The sequence below is a fragment of the Amycolatopsis sp. NPDC051071 genome (assembly GCF_040682875.1).
Taxonomy (GTDB): domain Bacteria; phylum Actinomycetota; class Actinomycetes; order Mycobacteriales; family Pseudonocardiaceae; genus Amycolatopsis.
Window position 1 is genome coordinate 11,507 of sequence record NZ_JBFBBY010000004.1, and the last position, 24,484, is coordinate 35,990.

Genomic DNA, 24,484 nt, shown 5'->3' on the forward strand with positions numbered 1-24,484 from the left:
CTCCCGCTCACGTCATCAACGAGGGGCTATGGAAACCATTTCCGAAACGGTCGTCACCACCTCCGGGCCGGGTGCCGCGAGCGACAGTGAGTCGTTCGCGACCCTGCTGGAGTACTGGGCCTGGCGGCTCGGCGACGAGACCGCCGTGACCTACCTCGATCACCGCACCGGCCAGGACGGCCGAGCGGTCACGCTCTCCTGGCGCGAACTCGACGACCGGGTCGGTGCCCTCGCCTCGCGGCTGGCCGAGTTCGCCGCCCCCGGCGAGCGGGCCGCCATCCTGGCCCCGCAGTCCGCCGACTACGTCGTCGCCTTCCTCGGCGCGATCCGGGCCGGGCTGGTCGCCGTCCCGCTGTTCGCCCCGGACCTCCCCGGACACGCGGGTAGGCTGGCCGCGGTACTCGCCGACTGCGCGCCGCGAGTCGTGCTCACGACCGGCGGCGGTCTCGACGGCGTCACCGCGTTCCTCGCCACGACGGAGATCGAGCGCCCGGCCGTGCTCGCCGTCGACACCCCTTCTCCGGTCGCGGCCGGTGTGCGTTCCTGGCCGCGACCGGAACCAGACGCGCTGGCATACCTGCAGTACACGTCCGGTTCGACGCGAACCCCGGCAGGCGTGATGCTGACCCACCGCAACGCGCTGACCAACGCCCGCCAGGCCTGCGACTCCTACGGCGTCGAAACCGGGACGACGTCCACGGTCAGCTGGCTGCCGCTCTTCCACGACATGGGCCTGATCCTCGGCATCGGCGCGCCGATGGCCGCCGGGGCGGCCTCGGTGCTGATGGACCCGATCGCGTTCCTCGAACGTCCGTCGCGCTGGCTGCGCGCGCTTTCGGCCAGTCCCGGCGCGATCAGCGCGGCACCCAATTTCGCTTACGCCTACAGCGCTTCCCGGGTGACGGACGACGAGAAGTGCTACCTCGAACTGAGCCGGGTCGTCTCGCTGATCAACGGCAGCGAGCCGGTGCTGCCCGAGACCATCGCGAAGTTCCACGACGCCTTCGCCGAATGCGGGCTGCGCCCCGAGGTGCACCGGTCATCCTATGGACTCGCGGAGGCCACCGTGCTCGTCTCCGTCACCGACGCGGGCAGACCGCCGAGGCAGGTCATCTTCGACCGTGACCGGCTCGCCGCCGGGGTCGCCGTCCCCGCCGCGCCGGGAGCGGTGGCGACCACGCTCGTCTCGTGCGGACGTCCGGCCGGACAGCGAGTCCGCATCACGCATCCGGTCACCGGCGCGCTCGCCGAACCCGGCACCGTCGGCGAGATCCGGGTCAGCGGCCCGAATATCGGCGTGGGTTACTGGGGACGGCCGAGCGCGTCCACCGCTGTCTTCGGGTTGCCGCCGATCGATCCGGAATCCGGTGAAGGCTGGCTGGCGACCGGGGACCTCGGCGTGCTTTACGCCGGTGAGCTGTTCATGACCGGCAGGCTGAAGGACCTCGTCATCGTCGACGGCCGCAACCACTACCCGCAGGACATCGAACAAACCGTCGAGGAGCATCCCGCGGTCCGGCCGCATTCGGCGGCGGCCTTCGCGGTCGGCCACGAAGACGGTGAGGCCGCGGTCGTGGTGCTGGAACAGGCCAAGGGCGTCGACACCGACGTCACGACGGTGACCGCCGAGCTGCGGGTCGCGGTGTCGGCCGCGCACGGCCTGCGCCTGCACGACGTCGTCTTCCTCGCGCCGGGTGAAGTGCCGCGCACGTCCAGCGGCAAGATCAGCAGGGCGCTGTGCCGGAAGTCCTATGCGGACGGTGCGCTGACCATGCGGCGGCTCGGGTGAACGCCGAGATCCGCGCCTGGCTGATCGCGCGGGTGGCGGAGCGGACCGGGGTGCCCGCGGACCACGTGGATCACGACCGCCCGCTGCACGAAAGCGGGCTGTCGTCACGGGAGTCGATGGCACTCGCCGCGGATCTGGGCCGGTACCTCGGCCGCCCGCTGCCGCCGACCCTGGTGTGGCAGTACCCGACGATCGCCGCACTCGCCGACCGATTGTCCACAGTGGAGCGTGACACGGTCGCGAATGCGGAAGCCCGTGAGGAGGAACCGATCGCGATCGTCGGCGTCGGCTGCCGCTTGCCGGGTGGCGTCGAGTCCCCGGCGCGATTCTGGCGGCTCCTCGACGACGGCCGCGACGGCATCCGCGACGTCCCGGAAGACCGCTGGGAGTCCTTCGCCGCCGGTCACGACCTCGACTGGCTGCCCGGACGCGGCGGATTCCTCGACGACGTCGCCGGATTCGACGCCAAGTTCTTCGGCATCGTGCCGGGGGAGGCCGAGGCGATGGACCCCCAGCAGCGGATGCTGCTCGAAGTCACCTGGGCGGCGCTCGAACACGCCGGTCTGCCGCCGTCTTCCCTGCGGGGCAGCCGGACCGGGGTCTTCGTCGGCCTCTCGGCAGGCGAGTACGGCCACCTGACGATGACCGACCCCGCCGCCGTCGACGTCTGGTCCGCCACCGGAGCCGCCACGAGTATCGCCGCCAACCGGCTCTCGTACCTCTTCGACCTGCGCGGGCCCAGCCTCACCCTCGACACGGCCTGTTCGTCGTCGCTGGTGGCGGTGCATCAAGCGATACAGAGCCTGCGCCACGGCGAATGCGAGACCGCGCTGGCCGCCGGGGCCAACCTGCTGCTGTCGCCCGCCGTCACCGCCACCTTCCAGCGCGCGGGTGTGCTCGCCGCGGACGGCCGGTGCAAGCCGTTCGACGCCGACGCCGACGGGATCGCCCGAGGCGAGGGGTGCGGCGTGGTCGTCCTCAAACCGCTGAAGGCCGCACGCCGCGCCGGAGACCGGGTGCTCGCGGTGATCCGGGGCAGCGCGGTGAACTCCGACGGCCGGTCCAACGGTCTCATGGCACCCAGCCCGGACGCGCAGGCCGCGTTGCTGCGTGACGCCTACGCGGCGGCGGGGATCGATCCGTCCTCCGTGGACTACGTGGAGGCACACGGGACCGGCACCGCGCTCGGCGACCCGATCGAGGCAGGCGCGCTCGGTGAGGTGCTCGGCGTGGGGCGTGAACCCGGCCGTCCGCTGCTGATCGGTTCGGTGAAGAGCAATCTGGGACATCTCGAAGGGGCGGCCGGGATCGCCGGCCTGATCAAGGTCGTACTGGCGATGACGCACCGGCGGCTCCCGCCGAGCCTGCACTACCGCGAACCCAGCCCGCACATCGACTTCCCCGGTCTCGGTCTGCGTGTGGTCGCCACGGGAACGGACTGGCCGCGCTACTCCGGCGTCGCACGCGCCGGGGTCTCCGCGTTCGGTTTCGGCGGCACCAACGCCCATGTCGTACTCGAAGAGTGGCCTGCCACCTCCTTCCCCGCCCGGGGAAAGGAAGCCGAAGGCCCCCAGGTGCTCGCCTTGTCGGCCCGGTCGGCCGAGGTGCTTCGGGCACGGGCCGTGGATCTGGCCGACTGGCTCGACGACCCTGCCCACCGCGCGGTGCCGCTGGACACCGTCGCCGCGACGCTGGCGCACGGGCGTGATCACCTGCCGGTCCGTGGCGTGGTGGTCGCCGAGGGGCGGGACCGGGCCGCCACCGCGTTGCGAGACCTGGCCATCACCGGCGAGGCCGGTCCCGCACCCGAAGTCGTGTTCGTCTTCTCCGGTTACGGTTCCCAGTGGCCCGGAATGGGCCGACTGTTGCTGCGCACCGAATCCGCGTTCCGCGCGGAGGTCGAGGCGCTGGACCCGGTCTTCCGCGCCGAAGCCGGATTCTCCCTGCGCGAGGTGTTCTCCGGCGAGCGTGACCTGCCGGACCTCGGCGCGACGCAGCTCGCGTTGTTCGGTATGCAACTCGCCCTCGCCGGCTTGTGGCGGGCGCACGGCGTCGTCCCGGCGGCGGTGCTCGGGCATTCGATGGGCGAGGTCGCGGCGGCCGTCGTCGCGGGGGCGCTGGACGTCGCCGCCGGGCTGCGCGTGATGGCTACGCGGGCCCGGCTGCTCGCGGAGGTCGACGCGACCGGCGACGGCGCGATGGCCGTGGTCGAGCTGTCCCCGGCGGAATTGGCGGACCTGGAAGCGGAATTCCCCGGGATCACCGTCGCGGTCTACGCGTCGCCGGTCCAGTGCACGGTCAGCGGCGACGCGGACCAGGTCGAGGCACTCGTCTCGCATGTCGAAAGCCTTGGCAGGCTGGCGCGACGGCTGCCGGTCGGCGGGGCCGGGCATTCGGAAGCCGTCGACGCCGTACTCGACAGGCTCCGTGCCGACCTCGACGGCCTTTCCCCGGAACCGGCGCAGATCCCTTGCTACAGCAGCGTTCTCGAAGATCAGGAGTGGACACCGGTATTCGACGTCGAGTACTGGGCGGCGAACCTGCGCCGTCCGGTGCGGTTCAGCCAAGCCCTGGCGGCGGCGACCGCCGACGGATACGGCGTATTCGTCGAGATCGCACCCCATCCGGTGGCGCTGGCCGCGATCGAGCAGACCACCCGTGCACTCGCGCTGCCGTCGGCGAGCCGCAAAATCGACGAGCGGACCGCGTTCCTGACCAGCCTCGCCCGGTTGCACACCCTCGGGCTGCCCGGGCTGCTCGACACGCGTGGCCCTCGTCCGGTCCCGGTCGAACTGCCGGCCCCGCGCTGGCGGCACGAACGGTTCTGGCCGCGTCGCCAGGCACCGCGGCCGTCCGGCATACATCCGTTGCTGGGCGTGCACATCGAACAGCCGACCGGCGGAGGTCATCTCTGGCGGGCCGACGTCGGCACCGCGGGCCTGCCGTGGCTCGCCGACCACGCCGCGATGGGGGTCCCGCTGTTTCCCGCCGCCGGTTTCCTGGAACAGACGCTCGCCGCGGCCAAAACGGTTTCGCGGCCCGGCGGGCAACTGCGCGTCGGCGGTCTCGAACTGCACCGGGTGCTCCCGCTCGCCGCGCATACCGAGGTGACCACCAGCCTGACCACCGGCTCCGGCCAAGTGGACGTCTACGCCCGGTCCGCGCAGGACGGCTGGATCCGGCACGCCACCGCCCGCGTCCGCGACGGGGGCACCACGCTCGTCCCGTTCGGAGTCGTCGCCGAGGACGCCCGGCCGGTCGATCTTTACCAGCTGCTGGCGGGGATGGGGCAGGCCTACGGCCCGGCTTTCCGTGCGCTGCGCGAAGTACGGGCCGCACCCGGCCGCGCGTCGGCGTCGATCACGCAGCCTGCCGACCATCCGGCGTATGTCCTGCACCCGGTGCTCGCCGACGCCTGCCTGCACGCGCTGGCCGCGGCCACCGGGGACGCACTCGGCGAGGCGGACGGCGCCTACCTGCCGCTGACCCTCGGCGAGGTCGTGGTGGCAGGCGATCCCCGTCGCGGTGCCCGGGTCGACGCCGTCCTGGACTCGCTCGACCCGGCCGGTGACGGCCTGGTCGGCAGCGTCCAGCTGGTCGACGCCGACGACGCCGTCCTGGTGGAGTTCCGCGATGTCTACTGCCGCCGGTTCCAGCGTTCGGCCCTGCCGGTCCCGATGGCGGATCTGCTGTTCGAAACCGTGTGGCGGCAGACCGAACTGCCAACGGCGGAACCTCGGGCCCGGAGCTGGATCGTGCTGCATGACGGCGAGCACCAGTGGCTGACGGCGTTACGTGACCGGCTCACCGAAACTGGGGACGAGCTGGCGACGGCGCCGCTCGGCGACCGCGCGGCGCTGGCGAGTCTGCTGCGATCCCGTGACGTGACGGGTGTGCTCGTGTGTGCCACCACAGCCGGCGAACCTGATCCGACGCGGGCAGGACGGACGCTCGTCACGCTCTCCGGTGTCGTCGCCGAACTGGCGTCGGCTCCGCGGTTGTGGCTGGTCAGCGCGGGTGCGTCGGCCGTCGAACCCGGCGAAAGCGGTGACCCCGACCAGGCGTGGTCGCGGGGGCTGATCCGCGTACTCGCCTTCGAACATCCCGAACTGCGTGCGAGCCAGGTCGACTTCGACGCCGGACCGGATCCGGCCCGGCTGTGGGTCGCGCAACTGGTGGCGGAGATCCGCGCGGACGCGCCCGACGACGAGATCGCCTGGCGTGAAGGCATCCGGTACACGCAGCGGCTTGCCCGGCCGAAACTCGGCGAACCCAGCCGCGAAACCGTTGTGCGCGAAGGCGCTTACGTGATCACCGGTGGACTTGGCGGTCTCGGGCTGGTCGCGGCGGACTGGCTGGCCGGACGCGGCGCGACCCGGCTGGTGCTTTCCGGACGCCGTGGTGCGGGCCCGGACACCGAACCGGCGCTGGCGGCCCTGCGTGAGCTCGGCGCCGACGTCCGCGTGGTGGCGGGTGACATCGCCGAGCCAGGAACGGCCGAGGCACTGGTGTCGGCGGCCATCGAGGGCGGGATGCCGTTGCGTGGCGTGCTGCACGCTGCCGGTGCGCTGTCCGATGGGGCCGCCGTCACTGTCGATGCCGACGCTGTCGACGCCGTCTGGCGGGCAAAAGCCTTGGGCGCGTGGCGGTTGCACGAGGCGACGGCCGGACACGACCTCGACTGGTGGCTGGCGTATTCCTCGGCCGCCGCGCTGTTCGGCTCGCCCGGCCAGGCCGCCTACGCCACCGCGAACGCGTGGGTGGACGCGCTCGTCGAGTGGCGCCGGGCCCGCGGGCTGCCCGCGGCCACCGTCGGCTGGGGTTCCTGGGGCGAGGCCGGAGCGGCTGTCGGCAGCCGGAACCCGGTGCTCGAACCGCTCGGCACCGAGGAGGCGCTGACGGCTCTGCAGGCCGTGCTTTCGCGTGACCGCGTGGCGACGGGGATCGCCCGTGTCGACGCCGGAACCGTGCTGGCTCTGTTCCCCCGTCTCGCGGAACGGCCGTTCTTCGAAGTGCTGGTACCGCACGAGGAAACGAGCGCCGATACGTCCACATGGGACGGATTGGACGCCTTGCGTGCGGTCCTGCCGGGTGCCGCTCGCGAGATGCTGGCCGACTACCTCGCCGGTCTCGTCGCGGGGATGATCGGTCTCGCCGCGGACGAGGTCGACCGGCGGCTACCGCTGACGCGGCTCGGCCTGGACTCGCTGAGCGCGATGCGGGCCCGCGGCGTCGTGGAACGTGATTTCGGCTTGTCCCTGCCGGTTCCGCTGCTGCTGCGTGGCGCCAGCCTCGCCGAACTCGCCGACCACCTCGCCGAGCAAGCCGGTTTCGGCGGGGAGGCCTCGCGGGCCGTCGCGCCGAGTGTCGTGATCGGGCCGCGCGATCCGGCCGAACGCTGGGTCGCCCGGCATTGGCAGGCGAAACTGGGCGGATCGGAGCCCGGCGTGCACGACGACTTCTTCGCCACGGGAGGTGACACCGACGGCGCGGAGCGGCTGCGGTCGGCGTTCGCCGGTCAGCTCGGCGCCGTCCCGGACGTCGAGCTGCTCTTCGCCACACCGACGATCGCCGCGATGGCCGATCTGCTGCGCGACGGGATCGAGGGCCGCGGGAGCTGCCCTGTCCGGCCACTGCGTGAGGGCGGCACCGATCCGGTGTTCCTGTTCCACCCGGCGGGCGGCCCGACGAGTGTCTACGACGGCCTCGTCCGCCTGCTGCCCGACGGCAGGCCGGTCTACGGACTCGAACGGATCGACGAAGAGGACACCGTCGAGGGCAAGGCCGACTGCTATCTCGAGCTGATCCGGGAGATCCAGCCACGAGGGCCGTACCGGCTGGGTGGCTGGTCGTTCGGCGGCTGCCTCGCCTACGAGACGGCCCGGCGGCTGACCGCGGCGGGGGAGCGCGTCGACCTGGTGTTCCTGATCGACAGCATCCTGCCGCTGCCCACGGACGGAAAGCCGGTGGGGGAGATCCTGCTGGACCGGTTCGACCGGTTCACCGAGCACGTCGAGCAGACCTACGGTGTCCCGCTGGACATCCCTCGCGACGAACTCGTCCTGCTCGGCGAAGACGAGCAGATCCGGCTGGTGATCGGCAAACTCGCCGCACAGGTACCCGGGATGGGCCAAGGAGTGCTGCGGCACCAATACGAGTCCTATGTGGACGCCCGGGTCGCCGAACGCTACACGCCGGAACCGTACGCCGGGCCGGTGCTGCTGATGCGCGCGCAGGAGCCGCATCCGCTGACCACCACCCTCGACCCGCGGTACCTGCGCACCGACGACACCCTCGGCTGGGACGCCTTCTGCACCGACCTCGAAGTCGTGCGGGTCCCTGGCGACCATCTGTCGATGATCGACCCGCCGCAGGTCGAGGTGGTCGCCGCGGCGCTCGCGGACCGGCTCGCGGCACGCGGGGAAAGGGTGACGCCATGACCCTCGAAGGCGTCCCGTTCGCCCCGACGACGGCGTTCCGGATCGCCGATCTGGCCGCCCGTCAGGACGAAGCCGTCCGGATCGCCGAGAAACGGGCCGTCGACCGGCAGCACGCCAAGGGCAAGCTGACCGCACGCGAACGCGTCGACCTGTTGCTGGATCCGGGTTCCTTCGTCGAGCTCGACCAGTTCGCGCGGCACCGGTGTGCCGAGTTCGGGATGGACGCCAACCGGCCCTACGGCGACGGCGTGGTGACCGGGCACGGCACCGTGGACGGCAGGCAGATCTGTGTGTTCTCCCAGGACTTCACCGTGTTCGGCGGCAGCATGGGCGAGGTCTTCGGCGAGAAGGTCCTCAAGGTGATGGACCTGGCGATGACACTGGGCTGCCCGGTGGTCGGGATCAACGACTCCGGCGGCGCCCGGATCCAGGAAGGCGTCGTCTCGCTGGCGTACTACGCCGAACTCGGCAGGCGCAACGCGCTGGCCTCCGGCGTCATCCCGCAACTCTCGCTGATCATGGGGCCGTGCGCGGGCGGCGCGGTCTACTCGCCGGCGATCACCGACTTCACCGTGATGGTCGACGAAACCGCGCAGATGTTCGTCACCGGGCCGGATGTCGTGCACGCGGTCAGCGGCGAGCGGGTCACCGCCCAGCAACTCGGCGGTGCCGCGGTCAACAGCGAGATCTCCGGGAACGCCCACTATCGCGCCGTCGACGAGCAGGACGCGATCGACTGGGTGCGGATCCTGCTCGGCTATCTGCCGTCCAACAACCTCGACGCCGCACCGGACTACGCGGACGAGACCAGCGCGGAGCTGACCTCCGCCGACCTCGAACTCGACCGGATCGTGCCCGATTCGCTCAACCAGGCCTACGACATGACCGAGGTGATCGCCCGGCTCGTCGACGACGGCGAGTTCACCGAAGTGCACGGTGCCTTCGCGCCCAACATGATCTGCGCTTTCGGCCGGATGCAGGGGCGCACGGTCGGCGTCGTGGCCAACCAGCCGCGGCACCAGGCCGGGGTGCTCGACATCGACGCCTCGGAAAAGGCCGCGCGGTTCGTGCGGTTCTGCGACGCCTTCAACCTCCCGCTGCTCACCCTCGCCGACGTCCCCGGTTACCTGCCCGGCGCGGCGCAGGAACGGCACGGGATCATCCGCCGCGGCGCGAAACTGATCTACGCCTACGCCGAAGCGACCGTGCCGAAGGTGACCGTCGTGATCCGCAAGGCTTATGGCGGTGGTTACGCGGTAATGGGCTCGAAGCATCTGGGCGCCGACGTCAATCTTGCTTGGCCCACCGCGGAAATCGCGGTGATGGGTGCGGAAGGCGCGGTGCGGGTGCTGCACCGGCGCGAACTGGCATCGATGCCGCCGGAACAGCGGCCGGCCGAACAGAACCGGCTCACCGAGGCCTACCGCGAACGCCATTCGAATCCTTACCTCGCCGCGGAACGCGGCTACGTCGACCAGGTGATCGCGCCGTCGCAGACCCGCCTGCAGGTGTCGAGGGCACTGCGTGCGCTGCGCACCAAACGCCAGACCCTCCCTGCCAAGAAGCACGGAAACATTCCTTTGTGAGCGAGGAGAAATGATGAACCGAACCCGGCGGTGGGGTCTGCTGGTGCTGTCCATGGTCGCCCTGCTCGGGACGAGCGCGACGGCCGTCCCGGCAAGGGCCGCGACACCGGCCGCCGACAACGGCGCGAAGGTCGTCGAAGAGACCTGGCTGGACGCGCGGACGCTCGACCTGAAGATCGCCTCGCCCGCACTCGGCACCACCGGCATGGTCCGGCTGCTGGTCCCGACCGGGTGGGCCGCGCAGCCGACCCGGACCTGGCCGGCGCTCTACCTGTTGCACGGCTGCTGCGAACCGGTGGACTACCGCTCGTGGGACCAGTTCACCGACGTCAAGGCGTTCACCGCGAACAAGGACGCGCTCGTCGTCATGCCGACCGGCGGCCCGGCCGGGATGTACACCAAGTGGTGGAACTTCGGCCTCAAGAGCACTCCCGACTGGGACACCTTCCACACCCTGGAGGTGCGGCAGATCGTCGAGCGCGGTTACCGGGCTGGCACCCGCCGCGCGATCGCCGGACTGTCGATCGGCGGATACGGCGCGCTCGCGTACGCCTTCAAGCACAAGGGGATGTTCGCCGCGGCGGCGTCCTACAGCGGCGTGCCCAATACGCTCTACCCGGGGATTCCCCTGTTCATCCAAGGAATTCTTGCCCGCGCGGGCATCTTCAACTACCTCGAACTCTGGGGCGACAGCTGGGGGATGTGGCCGCTCTGGTCGGCGAACAACCCGTACGACCACGTCGACGATCTGCGTGGCACCGCGCTCTACCTCTCTTGCGGGAACGGGAAATCCGGCCCGCTCGACCCACCGGGACAGTCGGACATCCTCGAACCTTCGGCACTTTCGGCGTCGACGAGCTTCACGGATCGGCTGAAGTCGAAGGGAATCCCGGTGACCGTCGACTACTACGGCCTCGGCACCCACAGCTGGCCCTACTGGCAACGAGCGTTGCGTAACTCCTGGCCGGTACTGGCCGGGGCTCTCGGACTCCCCGCCTGATCCGTTTCCCTTTCCCCTGATGGAGGTTCCGGTGAAATCTGCCCGACTACTCGGCGCGGTACTGACTCTTCTCGCGGCGGCACTCGGCGTCGTCGTCGTGACGCCACCCGCCGTGGCCGCGGTGGGCCTGCCTGGCCCGTTCGACGACTCCTTCTACACCCCGCCGTCGACCCTGCCCGCCGGGAAGCCCGGCGATGTCATCCGGTGGCGGCCGACGGTGCCGCTGATGAACGTCGCGAACGCCGACGCCTGGCAGGTCATGTACCTGTCGACCAACGCGCTGGGCAAACCCAACGCGGTCACCGGCACCGTCTTCACGCCGAAGGGTGTCGACCTCGGGAAGGCGCCGATCGTCGGCTACGCCGTCGGCACCCAGGGCCCGGCGTTCAAATGCGCGCCGTCCAAGGCGATCCAGCGCGGCACGCTCTACGACCAGCCCGCCATCAACGACTCGATCTCCAGCGGCTACGCGGTCGCCGTGACCGACTACGAGGGCTACTCGGCGACGACCGTGCCCACCTACATCACCGGCCAGTCGATGGGGCCCGCCGTACTCGACTCCGTCCGGGCGGCGCAGAACTTCTCGCCCGCGAAGCTGTCGAAGAGCGCGAAGGTGATCGTCCAGGGCTACTCGCAGGGCGGCGGGGGCGCGATGTGGGCGGGGGAGAAGCAGCCTTCGTACGCCCCTGAGCTGAATCTGGCCGGCGTCGTCGCGGGTGGTGTCCCGGCCGATCTGACCGAGGTGGCCAAGGGACTCGACGGCTACCTCGGCTTCGGGTTCCTGGCCTTCGCGGCGGTCGGTCTCGATGCGGCGTACCCGGATCTGAAACTGGACTCGTACCTCAACGACACCGGCCGTCAGCAGCTGGGGGACGCCAAGAAGAACGCGTGCGTTGCCGAACTGGTGCTGAACTACCCGTTCAAGAGGATCAGCGACTTCACGACGTCCAACCCGCTGAACACGCCGGTGTGGCAGGCACGGCTGGCGCAGAACAAACTCGGCGCGAACCCGCCTCGGGTGCCGGTGTTCCAGTATCACGCGACCACCGACGAGATCGTGAACACGCCGCAGGCGGAGACCCTGCACAAGGCGTACTGCGCGGCCGGGGTCCGTGAGCAGTGGAAGACCTACATTTCCGAGCACGCGACCGGCATCTTCGCGGGCAACGCGGACGCGCACCAGTGGATCGTGAAGCGCTTCGCCGGGGACGCCGCCCCCTCGAACTGCTGAGCACCGGGGTCTCATGGTGGTGGGGGTCGTGAGTGATTTGGGTCGTTAGAACGAACCAAATCACTCACGACTTAATCGCGGCCGGTGAGGAGCTCGGCAAAGCGTTCCGGGCTCACATTCCCCCCGCTGATGATCACGCCCACGCGGCCGGACGCGGGAATCGCGCCGCTCAGGAGTGCGGCGAGCCCGGTCGCGCCGCTGGGCTCGATGACGAGTTTCAGGCGTTCGAAGGCGAACCGCATGGCGTCGCGGATGGCGTCGTCGGTGACGAGCGCGATGTCGTCGACGAGCTTCCGGTTGATCGAGAAGGTCAGTTCGCCCGGGGTCTCGGCGGCCTGGCCGTCGGCGATGGTCCGGGGGACGGGGATCGACACGCGTTCGCCTGCATCCAGGGATCGCTTGGTGTCGTCGCCCGCGGCGGGTTCCACGCCGACGACGCGGATGCCGGGCTGCACGGCCTTCGCCGCGGTCGAGCTGCCCGCGATGAGCCCGCCGCCGCCGACGGGGACGACCAGGGTCTCCAGCGAACCCGACTCCTCCAGCAGTTCCAGCGCCGCGGTGCCCTGGCCGGCGATCACGTGCGGGTGCTCGTACGGCGGGATGAGCGCGAGGCCGCGTTCGGCAGCCAGTGCCTCGCCGATCGCGACGCGGTCGCCGGTGTACCGGTCGTAGGTGACGATCTCGGCGCCGTAGCCCGCGGTGGCGTCCTTTTTGGACTGCGGAGTGTCCTCCGGGATCAGGATGACCGCGCTGCTCCCGAGTTCCCGCGCGGCGAGCGCGACGGCCTGGGCGTGGTTGCCGGACGAGTAGGCGGCGATGCCCTTGGCCAGCTGTTCCGGCGAGAGCCGCGAGGCGGCGTTGTACGCGCCGCGGAATTTGAAGGCGCCGACGCGCTGGAGGTTCTCGCATTTGATCAGGACCTCGGCGCCGACGAGCTCGTCGAGGGTGCGGGAACGCACGACCGGGGTCCGATGGGCGACACCGGCCAGTCGGGCGGCGGCGTCACGGATGTCGTCAATGGTCACGGGGGTGGTCATGATGCTCCTTGATCACGGATTTCGGCGAGATAGTTGTAGGCGGAGGCGCGGGAGATCCCGATCCGGGCCGCGACCTGCGGCACGGCCCGCCGGACGGCGAAGACGCCGCGTGCGTGCAGGCTGCGGAACAAGTCGAGGCGTTCGTCGCGGCCGAGCGCGGACCAGGGTTTGTTCAGCCGCAGCTGGTGTTCGTCGACGATCGCGTCGACCACCGCGTCGACGTCGTCGCCGAAGGTGGTGGTCGGTGTTTCGGTGGCGGTGCCGACGTCGGCGAGTTCGCCGACCAGGGTCCGAAGCTGGCCAAGCGCGGTGACGTCGAGGTTCACGCACAGCGCGCCGAACACCGAGCCGCCGCTGTCACGCAGCAGCATGGTCGACGATTTCACCAGCTTCCCGGACGCCGTCCGGGTGACGTAGTTCAGCTCGTCCTCGGCCTCGTCACCCCGTGCGAGCAGGCCCATGCCGATCTCGCTCATCGACCCGCCAACGCTGCGATCGGTGACCGAGCCGGCGATCGCCACCACCGACTGTTCCGGACGGCGAAAATCGTGCACGACGACCTCGCAGAACGAGCCAAGGGTCGCGGCGATGCCGTCGGCGACCGGGGCTAGCGCGTCGAGGATCGCGTCCTGCTCAGACATCGCGTACTCGGGCCAGCGCTTCGACTTCGATGGCGCCGCCGTAGGGCAGCGAAGCCGCGCCGATGCAGCTGCGGGCGGGCCTGGGCTCGGCGAAGAACTCTCCGTAGACGCGGTTGACGCCGTCACGGTCGGCGATGTCGGTCAGGTAGACGACGACTTTCACCACGTCGGAGCGGTCCGCGCCCACCGACCGCAGTGCGGCGTCGAGGTTGGCGAAGGCCTGCGGGCATTCGGCGTCGAAGCCTCCGGGCACCAGGTCGCCGGTCTCGGTCACGCCGAGCCGTCCGGACACGGTGACGAGGTCGCCACTGCGAAAGGCGGGGGGATAAGGATGCTCGTTGGTCACGAGACCAACTGTATAAGCCTTGGACGAAAAGTCCAGACCGACAAGAAGTGACCCAGCGCTCACTCAGTGGAAAGGGAATTGATATACCGTATACGGCTAGAGAGGGGGTCTCGATGACCACGACGCAGTTCGACGACGGCCGCATCGTCGCGCCGCCGAGTATGGCCGAGCTGGCCACCCAGGCGCTGCGCGCGATGATCCTTTCCGGTGAACTCCCGCCCGGCACGCGTCTGGTCGAGGCGAAATTGACCGAACGCCTCGGCGTATCCCGTCCGCCGTTGCGCGAAGCGTTGCAGGTCCTGACCTTCGAGGGGCTCGTCGTCCCCCATCCGCGGCGCGGCGTCATCGTCCGTCCCCTTACTCGCCACGACGTCTACGAGATCATCACCCTGCGCGAGGAACTCGAAGCCTTCGCCGTCCGGATCGGGATCCCGGTCCGCTCGCCGGAGCGGCTGCAGGACTGCCGGGACGCGCTGGCCGCCTTCGAACAGGCGGCTCTCGGCGGCGATGAGGGCGTTTTCACGCAGCGGAAGTACGACTTCCACCAGTCGATCGTCGCGCTCGCCGGGCACGAGCGGGTCACCGAGGCGTATCGCGCGCTCTCCCTGCAGATGCGGCTGTGCATGGCGCTCAACCGCAGTGCCCGCCGCGACGGCGAGTCGCTGATGCAGAACGTCGGGCGGCATCGCGAACTGCTCACGATCATCGAGGGCGGCGACGCCGAGGCGGTGCTGAAGGCACTGGCCGATCACGGTCACGCCAGCTTCCTCGACGCGATCGTCGACCAGCTCGACGGCGGCACCCCCGACTCCGAGCGGTGGCTGGCAGAACGCCGGGCCCGCTAACGCGAGTCCACATCGGACAGTCCGGCTGGACCGTCCGATGTGGACTGCTTGGATCAGGACAAGCCAGGCAGGATGAACAGCAGCCAGGTCGTGATCGGGGTGATCACGCACATACTGAAGCCCCAGATCATCAAGCCCCGGAACACCTTGTCGGTCTGTCCCTCGGGAGCGTTGGCCACGACCAGCGCGCCACTGGTCGAGAACGGTGACGAGTCGACGACCGACGACGAGATCGCCAGCGCGATGATCATGCTCACCGCGCCCACCTCGCCAGCCAGAAGGAACGGCACCGCCAGCGGGATGAGCGCGCCGAGGATCCCCGTCGTCGACGCGAACGCCGAAACCACCGCGCCGATGGCGCAGATCAGGAACGCGGCCAGCAGCGGGGAGCCGATCTGGGTGACCAGGTTGCCGAGCCAGTCGATCGTGCCGACCCGTTCCATCAGCGCCACGAAGGTGACGATTCCGCAGATCAGCAGCACCGTCGGCCAGGCGACCTCGCTGACGGCGGCCTTGGCCGAGCCCGGCGAGACCAGCGACAGCACCGTCGCCACGGTGAGCGCGGTGAAGCCGACGTCGAGTTTGAACACCAGCGCGCCCACCGCGAGCGCGGCGAGGCCGATGAGCGTGAACACGTGGTCGCGATTAAGCGGAAGACGCTCTTCGGGCTCTTCGCCGCCGCTGCCACCGGAGGGCGGGGGATCGCTGGGGCCGCCGCCACCGGTCATCGTCGCGCCTGCCGAGGAACCACTCAACGCGAGTGCTGTCGCGGGCTGGGCTGTCACGGCGACCATCTCGGGGACGGCGGCCGAAGACCGGCGGATCAGCTCCCGGCCGCCGAAGAGGAAGAACACCACGACGCACAGCAACAGGTTGAAGACGAAGGAAGACGCGAACAGCAGCCCGGGATTGCTCGGCAGGTTGTCACGGGCGACGACGCCGTTGACGATGCTGCCGAAGATGCTGATGGGGGAAAAGCCGCCGGCGCTGGCGCCGTTGATGATCAGCAGGCCCATCAGCATCGGATTGATGGTGTAGCGGCGGGCGAAGCCCATGCCGATCGGGGCGATGATCGCCACCGCGGCGGGCACCACCGCGCCGACCGCGGTCAAGGCCGCGGTGACCACGAACATCACCCACGGGATCAGGGCGATCCGCCCGCCGACGGCGCGTACCACCAGATGGACGAGCCGGTCGACGGTGCCGTTGCCTTTGGCTATCGCGAACAGCAACGTCACTCCGACCAGGATGACGAAGAGATCGCCGGGAAAGCCCGAGACGATGTCATCGGTGCTCTCCCCGGCGAAGACGGTGCCGATCACGAACGCGGCGACGAACGCGAGCGCCCCCATATGCACGGGGAGCACGGTCGCGATCAGGAACACCAGGGCGAGCGCCACGACAGTGACGAGTTGTATGGACATGGGCATCCTCCGCGGTCGGCGCTGACACATTCAGGGACTTGCGTGTTCAGGGACTCGAAGTTGTTGCGGGTACCCCCTCGACGAGGTTCGGTACACGGTATACCTTTCATGCAGCGAGACCAAGGTTTCGCTCTGTGGAACCTTTCGGAGCTCTCAGTGTGGAGGCGCATATGACGTACGCAGCCGGTCGTCACTTCCTGCAGATCCCGGGACCGACGAACGTCCCCGACGTCGTGCTCCGGGCGATGTCGGCGGCCACCATCGACCACCGCGGACCCGAGTTCCAGGAGCTGGGGAGGCAGCTGCTGACCGACATCAAGCCCGTCTTCGGCACCACGAACCCGGTCGTCATCTACCCCGCGACCGGCACCGGCGCGTGGGAGGCGGCCCTGGCCAACACTCTCAGCCCCGGCGACACCGTCCTCGCGTTCGAGACCGGGCACTTCGCCACGCTCTGGCACGAAATGGCGCGTGCCCTCGGGCTCCATGTCGACTTCGTGCCGGGGGATTGGCGGCACGGCGCCAGCCCCGAGGTCGTCGCCGAAAAACTCGCCGCCGACACCGCCCACCGGATCAAGGCCGTCTGCGTGGTCCACAACGAAACCTCCACCGGTGTCACCAGCCGGATCCCGGATATCCGCGCCGCCATCGATTCGGCGGAACACCCCGCGCTGCTGCTGGTCGACACGATCTCGTCGCTGGGTTCCATCGACTACCGCCACGACGAATGGGGAGTCGACGTCACGGTCGCCGGCTCGCAGAAGGGCCTCATGCTCCCGCCCGGCATGAGCTTCAACGCCATCAGCGACAAGGCGCTCAACGCCGCCAAGACCGCGTGCCTGCCGAAGCTCTTCTGGGACTGGGGCCCGATGCTCACCGCCAACGAGCGTGGTTTCTTCCCCTACACCCCGAACACCAACCTCATGTACGGCTTGCGGGAGGCCTTGCGCCTGCTTTACGAGGAGGGTCTGGAGAACGTCTTCGCGCGCCACGCCCGCCACGCCGCCGCCACTCGCGCCGCCGTGCGCGGCTGGGGGCTGGAGGTCCTCTGCCAGGACGAGCGCGAGCATTCCGGCTCGCTGACCGCGGTCCTGGTGCCCGAAGGAATCGACGCCGACAAGGTCCGCGCCGTCATCCTCGACCGATTCGACATGTCCTTGGGCGCCGGCCTCGGCAAACTGGCGGGCAAGATCTTCCGGATCGGCCACCTCGGCGCGTTCAACGACCTCACCCTCGCCGGAACCCTCGCGGGAGTCCAAATGGGACTGACGCTCGCCGGTGTCCCCGCCGATCCACGCGGTTTGCAGGCCGCACTGGAGCACCTGCAGAACTAGGGCGTGTCGCCGCGAGAGGAGCCGATCGATGACAGCCGATTTGACCCGCCCCGCCCACCAGGGAATCGCCACCGACCCGCTCGAAGACGCGTTGCGCGCGCGGATCACCGGCGAAGTCGCCTTCGACGACTACACCCGCCACCTGTTCTCCCGCGACGCGAGCATGTACTCGATCATGCCGCGGGGAGTGGTGTTCCCCCGCGATCACGACGATGTCGCCGCCGCTATCGCCACCGCGGCGGAGTTCGGTGTCCCGGTCGTGCCGCGCGGGGCGGGCACCAGCCTTGCCGGGCAGACCGTCGGGCCCGGCCTGGTGCTGGACCTGTCCAGGCAGATGAACCGGATCCTCGACCTCGATCCGGTGGCCCGCACCGCCGTCGTCGAACCCGGTGTCGTGCAGGACCAGCTCAACAAGGCCGCCGCCGCGCATGGGCTGATGTTCGGCCCGGACACCTCGACCAGCAACCGCGCCACCATCGGCGGGATGGTCGGCAACAACTCGGCAGGCTCCGGTTCGCTGACGTTCGGCATGACCATCGACCACATCCGCGCGCTGGACGTCGTGCTGGCCGACGGCTCCAGCGCCCGCCTGGAACCGGTGAGCGAAGCCGAACGCGTGCGGCGCGCCAAGGCCGACACACTCGAAGGCCGGATCTATCGCGAGCTGCCCGCACTCGTCACCGCGCATGAGGACGCCATCGCCAAGGGCATGCCGGTGTTCTGGCGTCGTGCCTGCGGCTACCGGCTCGACCGCCTCTCCGGGTATGGCGACGAGAATCCCTTCGACCTGGCCAAATTCGTCGTCGGCGCGGAGGGCACCCTCGTGCTGGCCACCCGCATCGAAGTCGACCTGGTGCCCAAGCCGAAGAAGACCGTGTACGCGGTCGGGCATTTCGAGACGACACATGGCGCGATCTCCGCCACGCTCGACGCGCTCAGCTGCGGGCCCCACCAAGTCGAACTGATGGACAAGACGATTCTCGACCTGTCCAGGGGGAAGATCGAATACGCCGACCTCGGGAACTACCTCGTCGGCGATCCGGCGGCGTTGTTGTTCGTGTCCTTCTCGGGTGACGACGAGGCCGAACTGGCGGTGAAGCTGGACGAGGTCGCCGCTTTGTGGGAGCGCGACGGGCACGGGTACCACACGCTCAAACTCGTCACGGCCGCCGAGCAGGTGGCGCTGCTCAAAGTGCGCAAGTCCAGTCTCGGGCTGCTGATGGCCGCCGGCGAGGGCACCAAACGACCGCTGGCGTTCATCGAGGACACCGCCGTCGATCCCGTGCACCTCGCGGAATACACCCAGCGGTTCAAGGCGATCCTCGACGAGCACCGGCTCGAAGCCGGGTTCTACGGGCACTGTTCGGTCGGCTGCCTGCACATCCGGCCGTTCGTCGACCTCACCGATCCCGAGCAGGTCGACACGATGCGCGTGGTCGCGGAGAAGATCAAGGACCTCGTGGCCGAGTACGGCGGCGTGAACTCCTCCGAACACGGCGACGGACTGGCCCGATCGGAGTTCAACCGGGAGATCTTCGGCGACGAACTCTACGAAGCCATGCGGCAGGTCAAGAAGCTGTTCGACCCGGCGGGCACGATGAACCCCGGCAAGATCGTCGACGCACCCCCGATGACCGACAACTTGCGTGACCGCGACGCCCTGCCACCCGCGCCGCCGCTGCGGACCATGCTGTCGTTCGAGGTCATCGGCGGCGGCGGGATGCGTGACGCCGCCGACCGCTGCATGAACATCGGGTTGTGCCGCAAGACCACCGCCGGCGTGATGTGCCCGTCCTACCAGGTCACCCTGCAGGAGGAGCATTCCACGCGCGGCCGCGCCAACGCCTTGGTCAAGGCGCTGTCGGAGCCGGATCCGAAGGCCGCGCTCGGCGGCGAACGGCTCCACGAGATCCTCGATCTATGCCTGATGTGCAAGGCCTGCAAGAGTGAATGCCCGATGAGCGTCGACATGGCCTCGCTCAAGGCCGAGACCCTTCACCAGTATCACGAGGAACACGGCATTCCGCTGCGTTCGCGGATCTTCGGCGCCATCCGGTTCCTCAACCGGATGGGCTCTGCCACCGCCCCACTGTCCAATATGCCCGGTCGCATCGGCTTGGTACGCAAGCTCATGGAGCGCACCGTCGGGATCAAGGCCGAGCGGCCGATGCCGAAGTACGTCCGGGACAACCTGCTGCGCTGGAACCGGCGGCGCGTCGCGGCACCCGGGAGCGCGGGCACGGTCAACTGGCTTGCCGACTCGTTCACCACGTTCACCGAACCGCAGATCGGCAAGGCGGCGATCGAATTGCTCGAAAGCGCGGGCTGGGCGGTGGAAATGGCCTCCGGCGGCTGCTGCGGACGGTCGAGCCTGTCCAAGGGGCTGCTCGACGACGCCAAGAAGAAGGCGACCGGACTGGTCACCTCGCTGGCACGCGACACCGAGCCGGGATCGCCGATCGTCGGCTGTGAGCCTTCGTGCGTGTTCACCTTGCGAGACGAGACTTTGGCGCTGCTGCCCGATCTTCCCGAGGCGAAGCAGGTCAAGGAGCGCGTCCGGCAGGTCGAGGAACTGCTCGTCGAAGCCATCGACGACGGCAGGCTGAAGCTGCCAGGACGGTCGTGGCTCAGCGGGCGGCGCGTGGTCTTCCACGGCCACTGCCACCAGAAGGCGGAGGTCGGGACGGCCGCGACGATGGCGCTCCTGCGCCGTATCCCCGGCCTGGAGGTCGCGGAGATCGACTCCGGGTGCTGCGGGATGGCGGGGTCGTTCGGCTTCGAGGCCGAACATTACGAGACGTCGATGACCGTCGGGCGCGATCGGCTTTTCCCCGCCCTGGAAAAGGAATCGGCCGACACGCTGGTCGCCGCCACCGGGGTGTCCTGCCGTCAGCAGATCTTCCACGGGATGGGCCGCACCGCCTGGCATCCGCTGGAACTGGTCCGCGAGGCGCTCACCGGCGCGATGGATCGGGGCTGACCGGCATGCGCCTGATCCGCTTCACCACCGAGGGGCACGACCGGACGGGCTGCGTCGAGTCCACAAGCGACGGTGACCTCGTCCGTGCCTACGACCCGGTGACCGGCCCCGGCGCCGTCGTCGGACCACTCGACGGCGTCCGGCTGCTCGCGCCATGCGATCCACGCACCATCGTCTGCGTCGGCAGCAACTATGCCTGCCAGCTCAAGGAAAAAGGGCGTCCGTGGCCGGAACGGCCACATTTGTTCCTCAAGGCACCCAACGCCGTCATCGGCCCCGGGCAGCCGATCCTGCATCCGCCCGGGGTCGAACGCCTCGAATACGAGGGCGAACTGGCCGTCGTCATCGGCAAGACCGCGCGGAACCTGACCGTCGAGAACGCCACCGAGCACATCTTCGGCTACACCTGCGCCAACGACGTCACGGCGCACGACTGGCGGGCCGACGGACAGTGGGCGCGGGCCAAGAGCGCCGACACGTTCTGCCCGCTCGGGCCCTGGATCACCACCGACCTCGAGAACGGAGACCTCAAGGTGACCACGCGGCTCCATGAGCGGACTGTCCAGCGGTCCACCACCGGCGAGATGATCTTCAGTGTGCCCAGGATCCTGGCGTGGGTGACCCGGTGGTTCACCCTGCGCCCCGGCGACGTCGTGCTCACCGGCAGCCCGGCAGGCGTCGGGCCGATGAAGCCGGGGGACGAGGTCACCGTGGCCATCGAAGGGATCGGGGAACTGACGAACCCCGTCCATGCGAGGGAGTGAACGGTGTCGTGAGTGGCGTTTCGGTGTGACAGGGACTGTCGTGCGGGACTGTGTGGATCTTGGATCATCCAACGCGCCAAAATCCACACAGCCCCCGCCCGCGACCCCGCGCGCTCAGAGCACCTCGAAGTTCGCCATCATCGCCATGTCTTCGTGTTCGGCGTTGTGGCAGTGGAAGACGTAGCGGCCGCGGTAGCCGTCGAAGCGGGCGATGACCTCGGCCGACTCGCCGGGGCTCAGGTCGACGGTGTCCTTGATCCCGCCGTCGAACGGTCCCGGCGGACGGCCGCCGCGGGCCAGGACGCGGAAGCCGACCAGGTGCAGATGCACGGGGTGGTGGATGTCGGCGACGAACCGCCAGATCTCCGTGTCGCCCAGCCGGGGGCTCGCCGACATCAGGTCCGGCGAGAACGGTTCGCCGCCGATCACCCAGCCCGCGCGGCCGTGGACGGTGCCGGCGCGGAAGGAGAAATCGCGGATCGTCGTGGCATCCGAGCGGTCGAGAGGCGCGATCGTGCTGAGCTTGGCGGGAATCCGGCTTTCGTCGAGTGCCCGCCGGGCGACGACGAACCGCATGACCTGTGCGGTCGAGCCGGTCCCGAGGCGGTTCACCAGTGTGACTTCGGTGCCGACCGGGTACCGGCCGAAGTCGACGACGAGGTCGTACCGTTCGGCGGGTGCGAGGGGAAGGTGGTCGTGTGCGCGCGGTGTTTCGAGCAGTCCTTGGTCGCTGCCGATCTGCACGAAGCCGCCTCCACCCGGTGGCGGCGGAGCCAAGGCGAGGTCGTAGCGGCGGGCGTTGGAGCCGTTGAGGACGCGGAGCCGGTACTTGACGGCCGCCACCTCGTGGACTGGCCACGGCGCGCCGTTCACCAGGATGACATCGCCGAAAACACCTTCCACGAATGCACTTTCGACTCCCGGAGTGGTCCGAAGCGTCCGATCGAGCGACGGGTAGGCGAAAGCGCCGTGCTCGTCGAAGGCGCGGTCGGCGATCATCAGCGGGAGCTCGCGTTCACCGGCCGGGAGCCCCAGCGCGTCTTCCTCGTCGTCGCGGACCAGGTGGAACCCGGCGAGCCCCCGGTACACCGCGGGACCGGTGAAATCCATCCGGTGGTCGTGGTACCACAGGGTCGCGGCCCGTTGCCGCAGCGGGAAAACGTAGTCGCGTTCACCGTTCGTGATCCGGGCGCGGGCGTCGGCCATGCCGTGCCCCGCGTGCCCGGCGTCCCAGCCGGACACCGGCAGGACGAGGTCGGTCGGATAGCCGTCGGACTCGGCGGGGGTATGGCCGCCGTGCAGGTGGACCACGGTCGGCACGGGAAGTTCGTTGCGGTGGCGGACCACCGCCGTCCGGTCCCGCCGCGATTCGATTGTCGGGCCGGGGAAGATCCCGTCGTAGCCCCAGATGGGTGTCTGTACGCCGGGAAGGATCTCGGCCGACGCCGCTCGCTGGGTGATCGTGTAGTGGTCGGCGACGTCCGTCCTCTGTGGACGCAGGACCGGTGGGATCGGCAGTGGTACGCGGAACGGTTCCGGCAGCGGGATGCCGCTGCGCAGCAGTTCGCCGGTGCCCGGCGAACCCTGCGCGAGCAGCCGGGGAGCGACCAGCCCGGTGGTCAGGAGGACGCCGGCGCCACCGGCGAGCCCGAGGAACGTCCGCCGGGGAAGACGGCGGCTCATCGGCCTGCCCGCCACGTCTGCGGACGCCAGACGGCGATGGTCGTCAGCACCATCCCGGCGACGAGCGCGACGCCGAGCGGGAGATGCAGATCGAGTGCGCCGTCCATCCCGGCGAAATACTGCGCGGTCTCACCCGCCGCGAGGAGCAGGCTGATCCAGAACAGCCAGCGCGGTCCGCGGACCAGCCACAGCGCCAGCGCCGCGAAGATCTGCGCGTAGGCGAGGAAGGACACGGCGTCGGCACCCCAGCGGTGCAGCGAGAGCATGTCGTAGTCGCCGCCAAGATAGCCGCCGGCGAAGATCGGCTGGCCGAATATCGCGACGGCGTGGGCGCTCACGAGCACCCGGTTCACCACCAGCGTCCCGTTCGCCTTCCGGCTCGGGGTAGTCACGGTTTCACTCACGCGAGAGAAGCTATGGGCGGAGGCCTTATGCTGTCCAAGACAAGATTGGTTATCTGTTCATAACAGACGAGGTATCAGCAGTGGATCTCTTGGCGCTCCGGTACTTCCAGACGGTCGCCCGGCTCGAGCACGTCGGCCGCGCCGCCGAAGAACTGCGGGTCGCGCAGCCTTCGCTCAGCCGGACCCTCGCGCGACTGGAAGCCGACCTCGGCGTGCCGTTGTTCGACCGGCACGGGCGCCGGATCCGGCTCAACCGGTTCGGCGCCGCGTTCCTCCGGCGGGTCGACCGGGCGCTGACCGAACTCGACGACGGCCGCCGGGAACTCGACGACGCCGCCGGTCTGGAGCGCGGCACCGTCACCGTCGCGGCCGAAAGCCTGCTGGTCCTCACCGAGCCACTCCGTACGTTCGTCCCCGACCATCCGCTGGTGGACGTGCGGCTGTCCCAGGCGTCGGCGGCGCGGATGGCGGAGCAGCTCCGCGCTGGCGACGTCGATCTGTGCGTCACCTCGCAACCCTTGTCCGGCAACGACATCCGGAGCCGGGTGCTGCTGGACGAACCCGTGATGCTCTGCGTGCCCGCCGGGCACCGGCTCGCCGGACGTGGTCGCGTGAGCCTCTCCGAGCTGGCGGGCGAGCCCTTTCTCGCCACCCGTCCCGGCTATTGGCAGCGCGCGCTCGCCGAACACCTTTTCGCGAAAGCCGGGCTGGAGCTCGACATCGTCTGTGAGGGCGACGAAGCCGCGGTGCTCTTTCAGCTCATCGACGCGGGCCTCGGCATCGCGTTCGTTCCCTCGCTCGGACTGCGTGCCGACACCAGCACGACCGTGGTCTGGCTGGCGGTCGACGACCCGGAGTGCCGCCGCGTCCTCAGCGTCGCGTGGCGCGAGAACACCTACCTTTCCCTTGCCGCGCAACGGTTTCGCGAGCACGTCAGCGCACATTTCCACACCGGAACCGGGCCCCGGTCGTAACGACCA

16 protein-coding genes are annotated in these 24,484 nt (G+C 69.5%); 10 read left to right on the forward strand and 6 right to left on the reverse strand.

Features of this window, described 5'->3' with window-relative positions:
* Positions 1 to 28: 28 nt before the first annotated feature.
* Genes AB0M65_RS02205 through AB0M65_RS02225 form a run of 5 tightly spaced genes read left to right on the forward strand, consistent with a single transcriptional unit; the run spans position 29 to position 12,046 of the window.
* Positions 29 to 1,789: a fatty acyl-AMP ligase gene (locus AB0M65_RS02205; RefSeq protein ID WP_364020083.1), complete on the forward strand. Its 1,761-nt coding sequence runs from the start codon at positions 29 to 31 to the stop codon at positions 1,787 to 1,789.
* The gene (locus AB0M65_RS02210; RefSeq protein WP_364020086.1) at positions 1,786 to 8,229 is read left to right on the forward strand and encodes an SDR family NAD(P)-dependent oxidoreductase; all 6,444 of its coding nucleotides are present in this window, start codon (positions 1,786 to 1,788) and stop codon (positions 8,227 to 8,229) included. Before AB0M65_RS02205 ends, AB0M65_RS02210 begins: the two co-directional genes overlap by 4 nt.
* Positions 8,226 to 9,815 (forward strand): acyl-CoA carboxylase subunit beta, encoded by a 1,590-nt coding sequence (locus AB0M65_RS02215; protein WP_364020089.1) that lies wholly within the window; start codon positions 8,226 to 8,228, stop codon positions 9,813 to 9,815. Before AB0M65_RS02210 ends, AB0M65_RS02215 begins: the two co-directional genes overlap by 4 nt.
* Before the next feature lie 13 nt (positions 9,816 to 9,828).
* Entirely contained in the window at positions 9,829 to 10,815 is a 987-nt protein-coding gene (locus AB0M65_RS02220; protein WP_364020358.1) for an alpha/beta hydrolase family protein, read from the forward strand.
* A 31-nt stretch (positions 10,816 to 10,846) separates the two neighbouring features.
* Entirely contained in the window at positions 10,847 to 12,046 is a 1,200-nt protein-coding gene (locus AB0M65_RS02225) for a lipase family protein (RefSeq protein WP_364020092.1), read from the forward strand.
* Between the two features lie 71 nt (positions 12,047 to 12,117).
* Here AB0M65_RS02225 and AB0M65_RS02230 read toward each other — a convergent pair whose 3' ends face one another.
* From AB0M65_RS02230 to AB0M65_RS02240, 3 genes are read right to left on the reverse strand one after another with little or no spacing between them, the layout of a single operon-like run.
* Positions 12,118 to 13,083 (reverse strand): pyridoxal-phosphate dependent enzyme, encoded by a 966-nt coding sequence (locus tag AB0M65_RS02230; RefSeq protein WP_364020095.1) that lies wholly within the window; start codon positions 13,081 to 13,083, stop codon positions 12,118 to 12,120.
* Positions 13,080 to 13,724 (reverse strand): PAS domain-containing protein, encoded by a 645-nt coding sequence (locus AB0M65_RS02235; protein WP_364020098.1) that lies wholly within the window; start codon positions 13,722 to 13,724, stop codon positions 13,080 to 13,082. Before AB0M65_RS02235 ends, AB0M65_RS02230 begins: the two co-directional genes overlap by 4 nt.
* Positions 13,717 to 14,070 carry a Rid family hydrolase gene (locus AB0M65_RS02240; RefSeq protein ID WP_364020101.1) on the reverse strand — a complete coding sequence of 118 codons (354 nt, stop codon included), beginning with the start codon at positions 14,068 to 14,070 and terminating at the stop codon, positions 13,717 to 13,719. The genes AB0M65_RS02235 and AB0M65_RS02240 overlap by 8 nt, the downstream gene beginning before the upstream one ends.
* 113 nt (positions 14,071 to 14,183) lie before the next feature.
* Here AB0M65_RS02240 and AB0M65_RS02245 point away from each other — a divergent pair, with 113 nt between their 5' ends.
* Positions 14,184 to 14,915 (forward strand): GntR family transcriptional regulator, encoded by a 732-nt coding sequence (locus tag AB0M65_RS02245; protein ID WP_364020104.1) that lies wholly within the window; start codon positions 14,184 to 14,186, stop codon positions 14,913 to 14,915.
* Between the two features lie 53 nt (positions 14,916 to 14,968).
* Here the strand turns inward: AB0M65_RS02245 and AB0M65_RS02250 are convergent, their stop codons facing one another.
* Positions 14,969 to 16,339, reverse strand: a complete 1,371-nt coding sequence (locus tag AB0M65_RS02250) for an SLC13 family permease (RefSeq protein ID WP_364020107.1) — start codon at positions 16,337 to 16,339, stop codon at positions 14,969 to 14,971.
* 170 nt (positions 16,340 to 16,509) lie between these two features.
* On the opposite strand from AB0M65_RS02250, the gene AB0M65_RS02255 reads away from it, so the two are divergent.
* From AB0M65_RS02255 to AB0M65_RS02265, 3 genes are read left to right on the forward strand one after another with little or no spacing between them, the layout of a single operon-like run.
* On the forward strand, positions 16,510 to 17,673 hold the full coding sequence (locus tag AB0M65_RS02255) for an aminotransferase class V-fold PLP-dependent enzyme (RefSeq protein ID WP_364020109.1): 1,164 nt from the start codon (positions 16,510 to 16,512) through the stop codon (positions 17,671 to 17,673).
* A gap of 28 nt (positions 17,674 to 17,701) precedes the next feature.
* Positions 17,702 to 20,653 (forward strand): FAD-linked oxidase C-terminal domain-containing protein, encoded by a 2,952-nt coding sequence (locus tag AB0M65_RS02260; RefSeq protein ID WP_364020112.1) that lies wholly within the window; start codon positions 17,702 to 17,704, stop codon positions 20,651 to 20,653.
* Between the two features lie 5 nt (positions 20,654 to 20,658).
* Positions 20,659 to 21,417: a fumarylacetoacetate hydrolase family protein gene (locus AB0M65_RS02265; RefSeq protein ID WP_364020115.1), complete on the forward strand. Its 759-nt coding sequence runs from the start codon at positions 20,659 to 20,661 to the stop codon at positions 21,415 to 21,417.
* Between the two features lie 114 nt (positions 21,418 to 21,531).
* Here AB0M65_RS02265 and AB0M65_RS02270 read toward each other — a convergent pair whose 3' ends face one another.
* Together AB0M65_RS02270 and AB0M65_RS02275 are read right to left on the reverse strand one after the other, a co-directional pair.
* Positions 21,532 to 23,100, reverse strand: coding sequence for a multicopper oxidase domain-containing protein (locus AB0M65_RS02270; RefSeq protein ID WP_364020118.1), 1,569 nt, complete (start codon positions 23,098 to 23,100; stop codon positions 21,532 to 21,534).
* Positions 23,097 to 23,504 carry a hypothetical protein gene (locus tag AB0M65_RS02275; RefSeq protein WP_364020121.1) on the reverse strand — a complete coding sequence of 136 codons (408 nt, stop codon included), beginning with the start codon at positions 23,502 to 23,504 and terminating at the stop codon, positions 23,097 to 23,099. Before AB0M65_RS02275 ends, AB0M65_RS02270 begins: the two co-directional genes overlap by 4 nt.
* An 80-nt stretch (positions 23,505 to 23,584) precedes the next feature.
* On the opposite strand from AB0M65_RS02275, the gene AB0M65_RS02280 reads away from it, so the two are divergent.
* A complete protein-coding gene (locus AB0M65_RS02280; protein ID WP_364020124.1) occupies positions 23,585 to 24,478 on the forward strand; it encodes a LysR substrate-binding domain-containing protein in 894 nt (297 codons plus the stop codon).
* Positions 24,479 to 24,484 lie beyond the last annotated feature (6 nt).

Bases quoted from the DNA above. Each gene is read 5' to 3' on its own strand.
- AB0M65_RS02205 (WP_364020083.1), top strand. From the start codon at position 29: ATGGAAACCATTTCCGAAACGGTCGTCACCACCTCCGGGCCGGGTGCC.
- AB0M65_RS02215 (WP_364020089.1), top strand. From the start codon at position 8,226: ATGACCCTCGAAGGCGTCCCGTTCGCCCCGACGACGGCGTTCCGGATC.
- AB0M65_RS02220 (WP_364020358.1), top strand. From the start codon at position 9,829: ATGAACCGAACCCGGCGGTGGGGTCTGCTGGTGCTGTCCATGGTCGCC.
- AB0M65_RS02230 (WP_364020095.1), bottom strand. From the start codon at position 13,083: ATGACCACCCCCGTGACCATTGACGACATCCGTGACGCCGCCGCCCGA.
- AB0M65_RS02235 (WP_364020098.1), bottom strand. From the start codon at position 13,724: ATGTCTGAGCAGGACGCGATCCTCGACGCGCTAGCCCCGGTCGCCGAC.
- AB0M65_RS02245 (WP_364020104.1), top strand. From the start codon at position 14,184: ATGACCACGACGCAGTTCGACGACGGCCGCATCGTCGCGCCGCCGAGT.
- AB0M65_RS02250 (WP_364020107.1), bottom strand. From the start codon at position 16,339: ATGTCCATACAACTCGTCACTGTCGTGGCGCTCGCCCTGGTGTTCCTG.
- AB0M65_RS02255 (WP_364020109.1), top strand. From the start codon at position 16,510: ATGACGTACGCAGCCGGTCGTCACTTCCTGCAGATCCCGGGACCGACG.
- AB0M65_RS02260 (WP_364020112.1), top strand. From the start codon at position 17,702: ATGACAGCCGATTTGACCCGCCCCGCCCACCAGGGAATCGCCACCGAC.
- AB0M65_RS02265 (WP_364020115.1), top strand. From the start codon at position 20,659: ATGCGCCTGATCCGCTTCACCACCGAGGGGCACGACCGGACGGGCTGC.
- AB0M65_RS02270 (WP_364020118.1), bottom strand. From the start codon at position 23,100: ATGAGCCGCCGTCTTCCCCGGCGGACGTTCCTCGGGCTCGCCGGTGGC.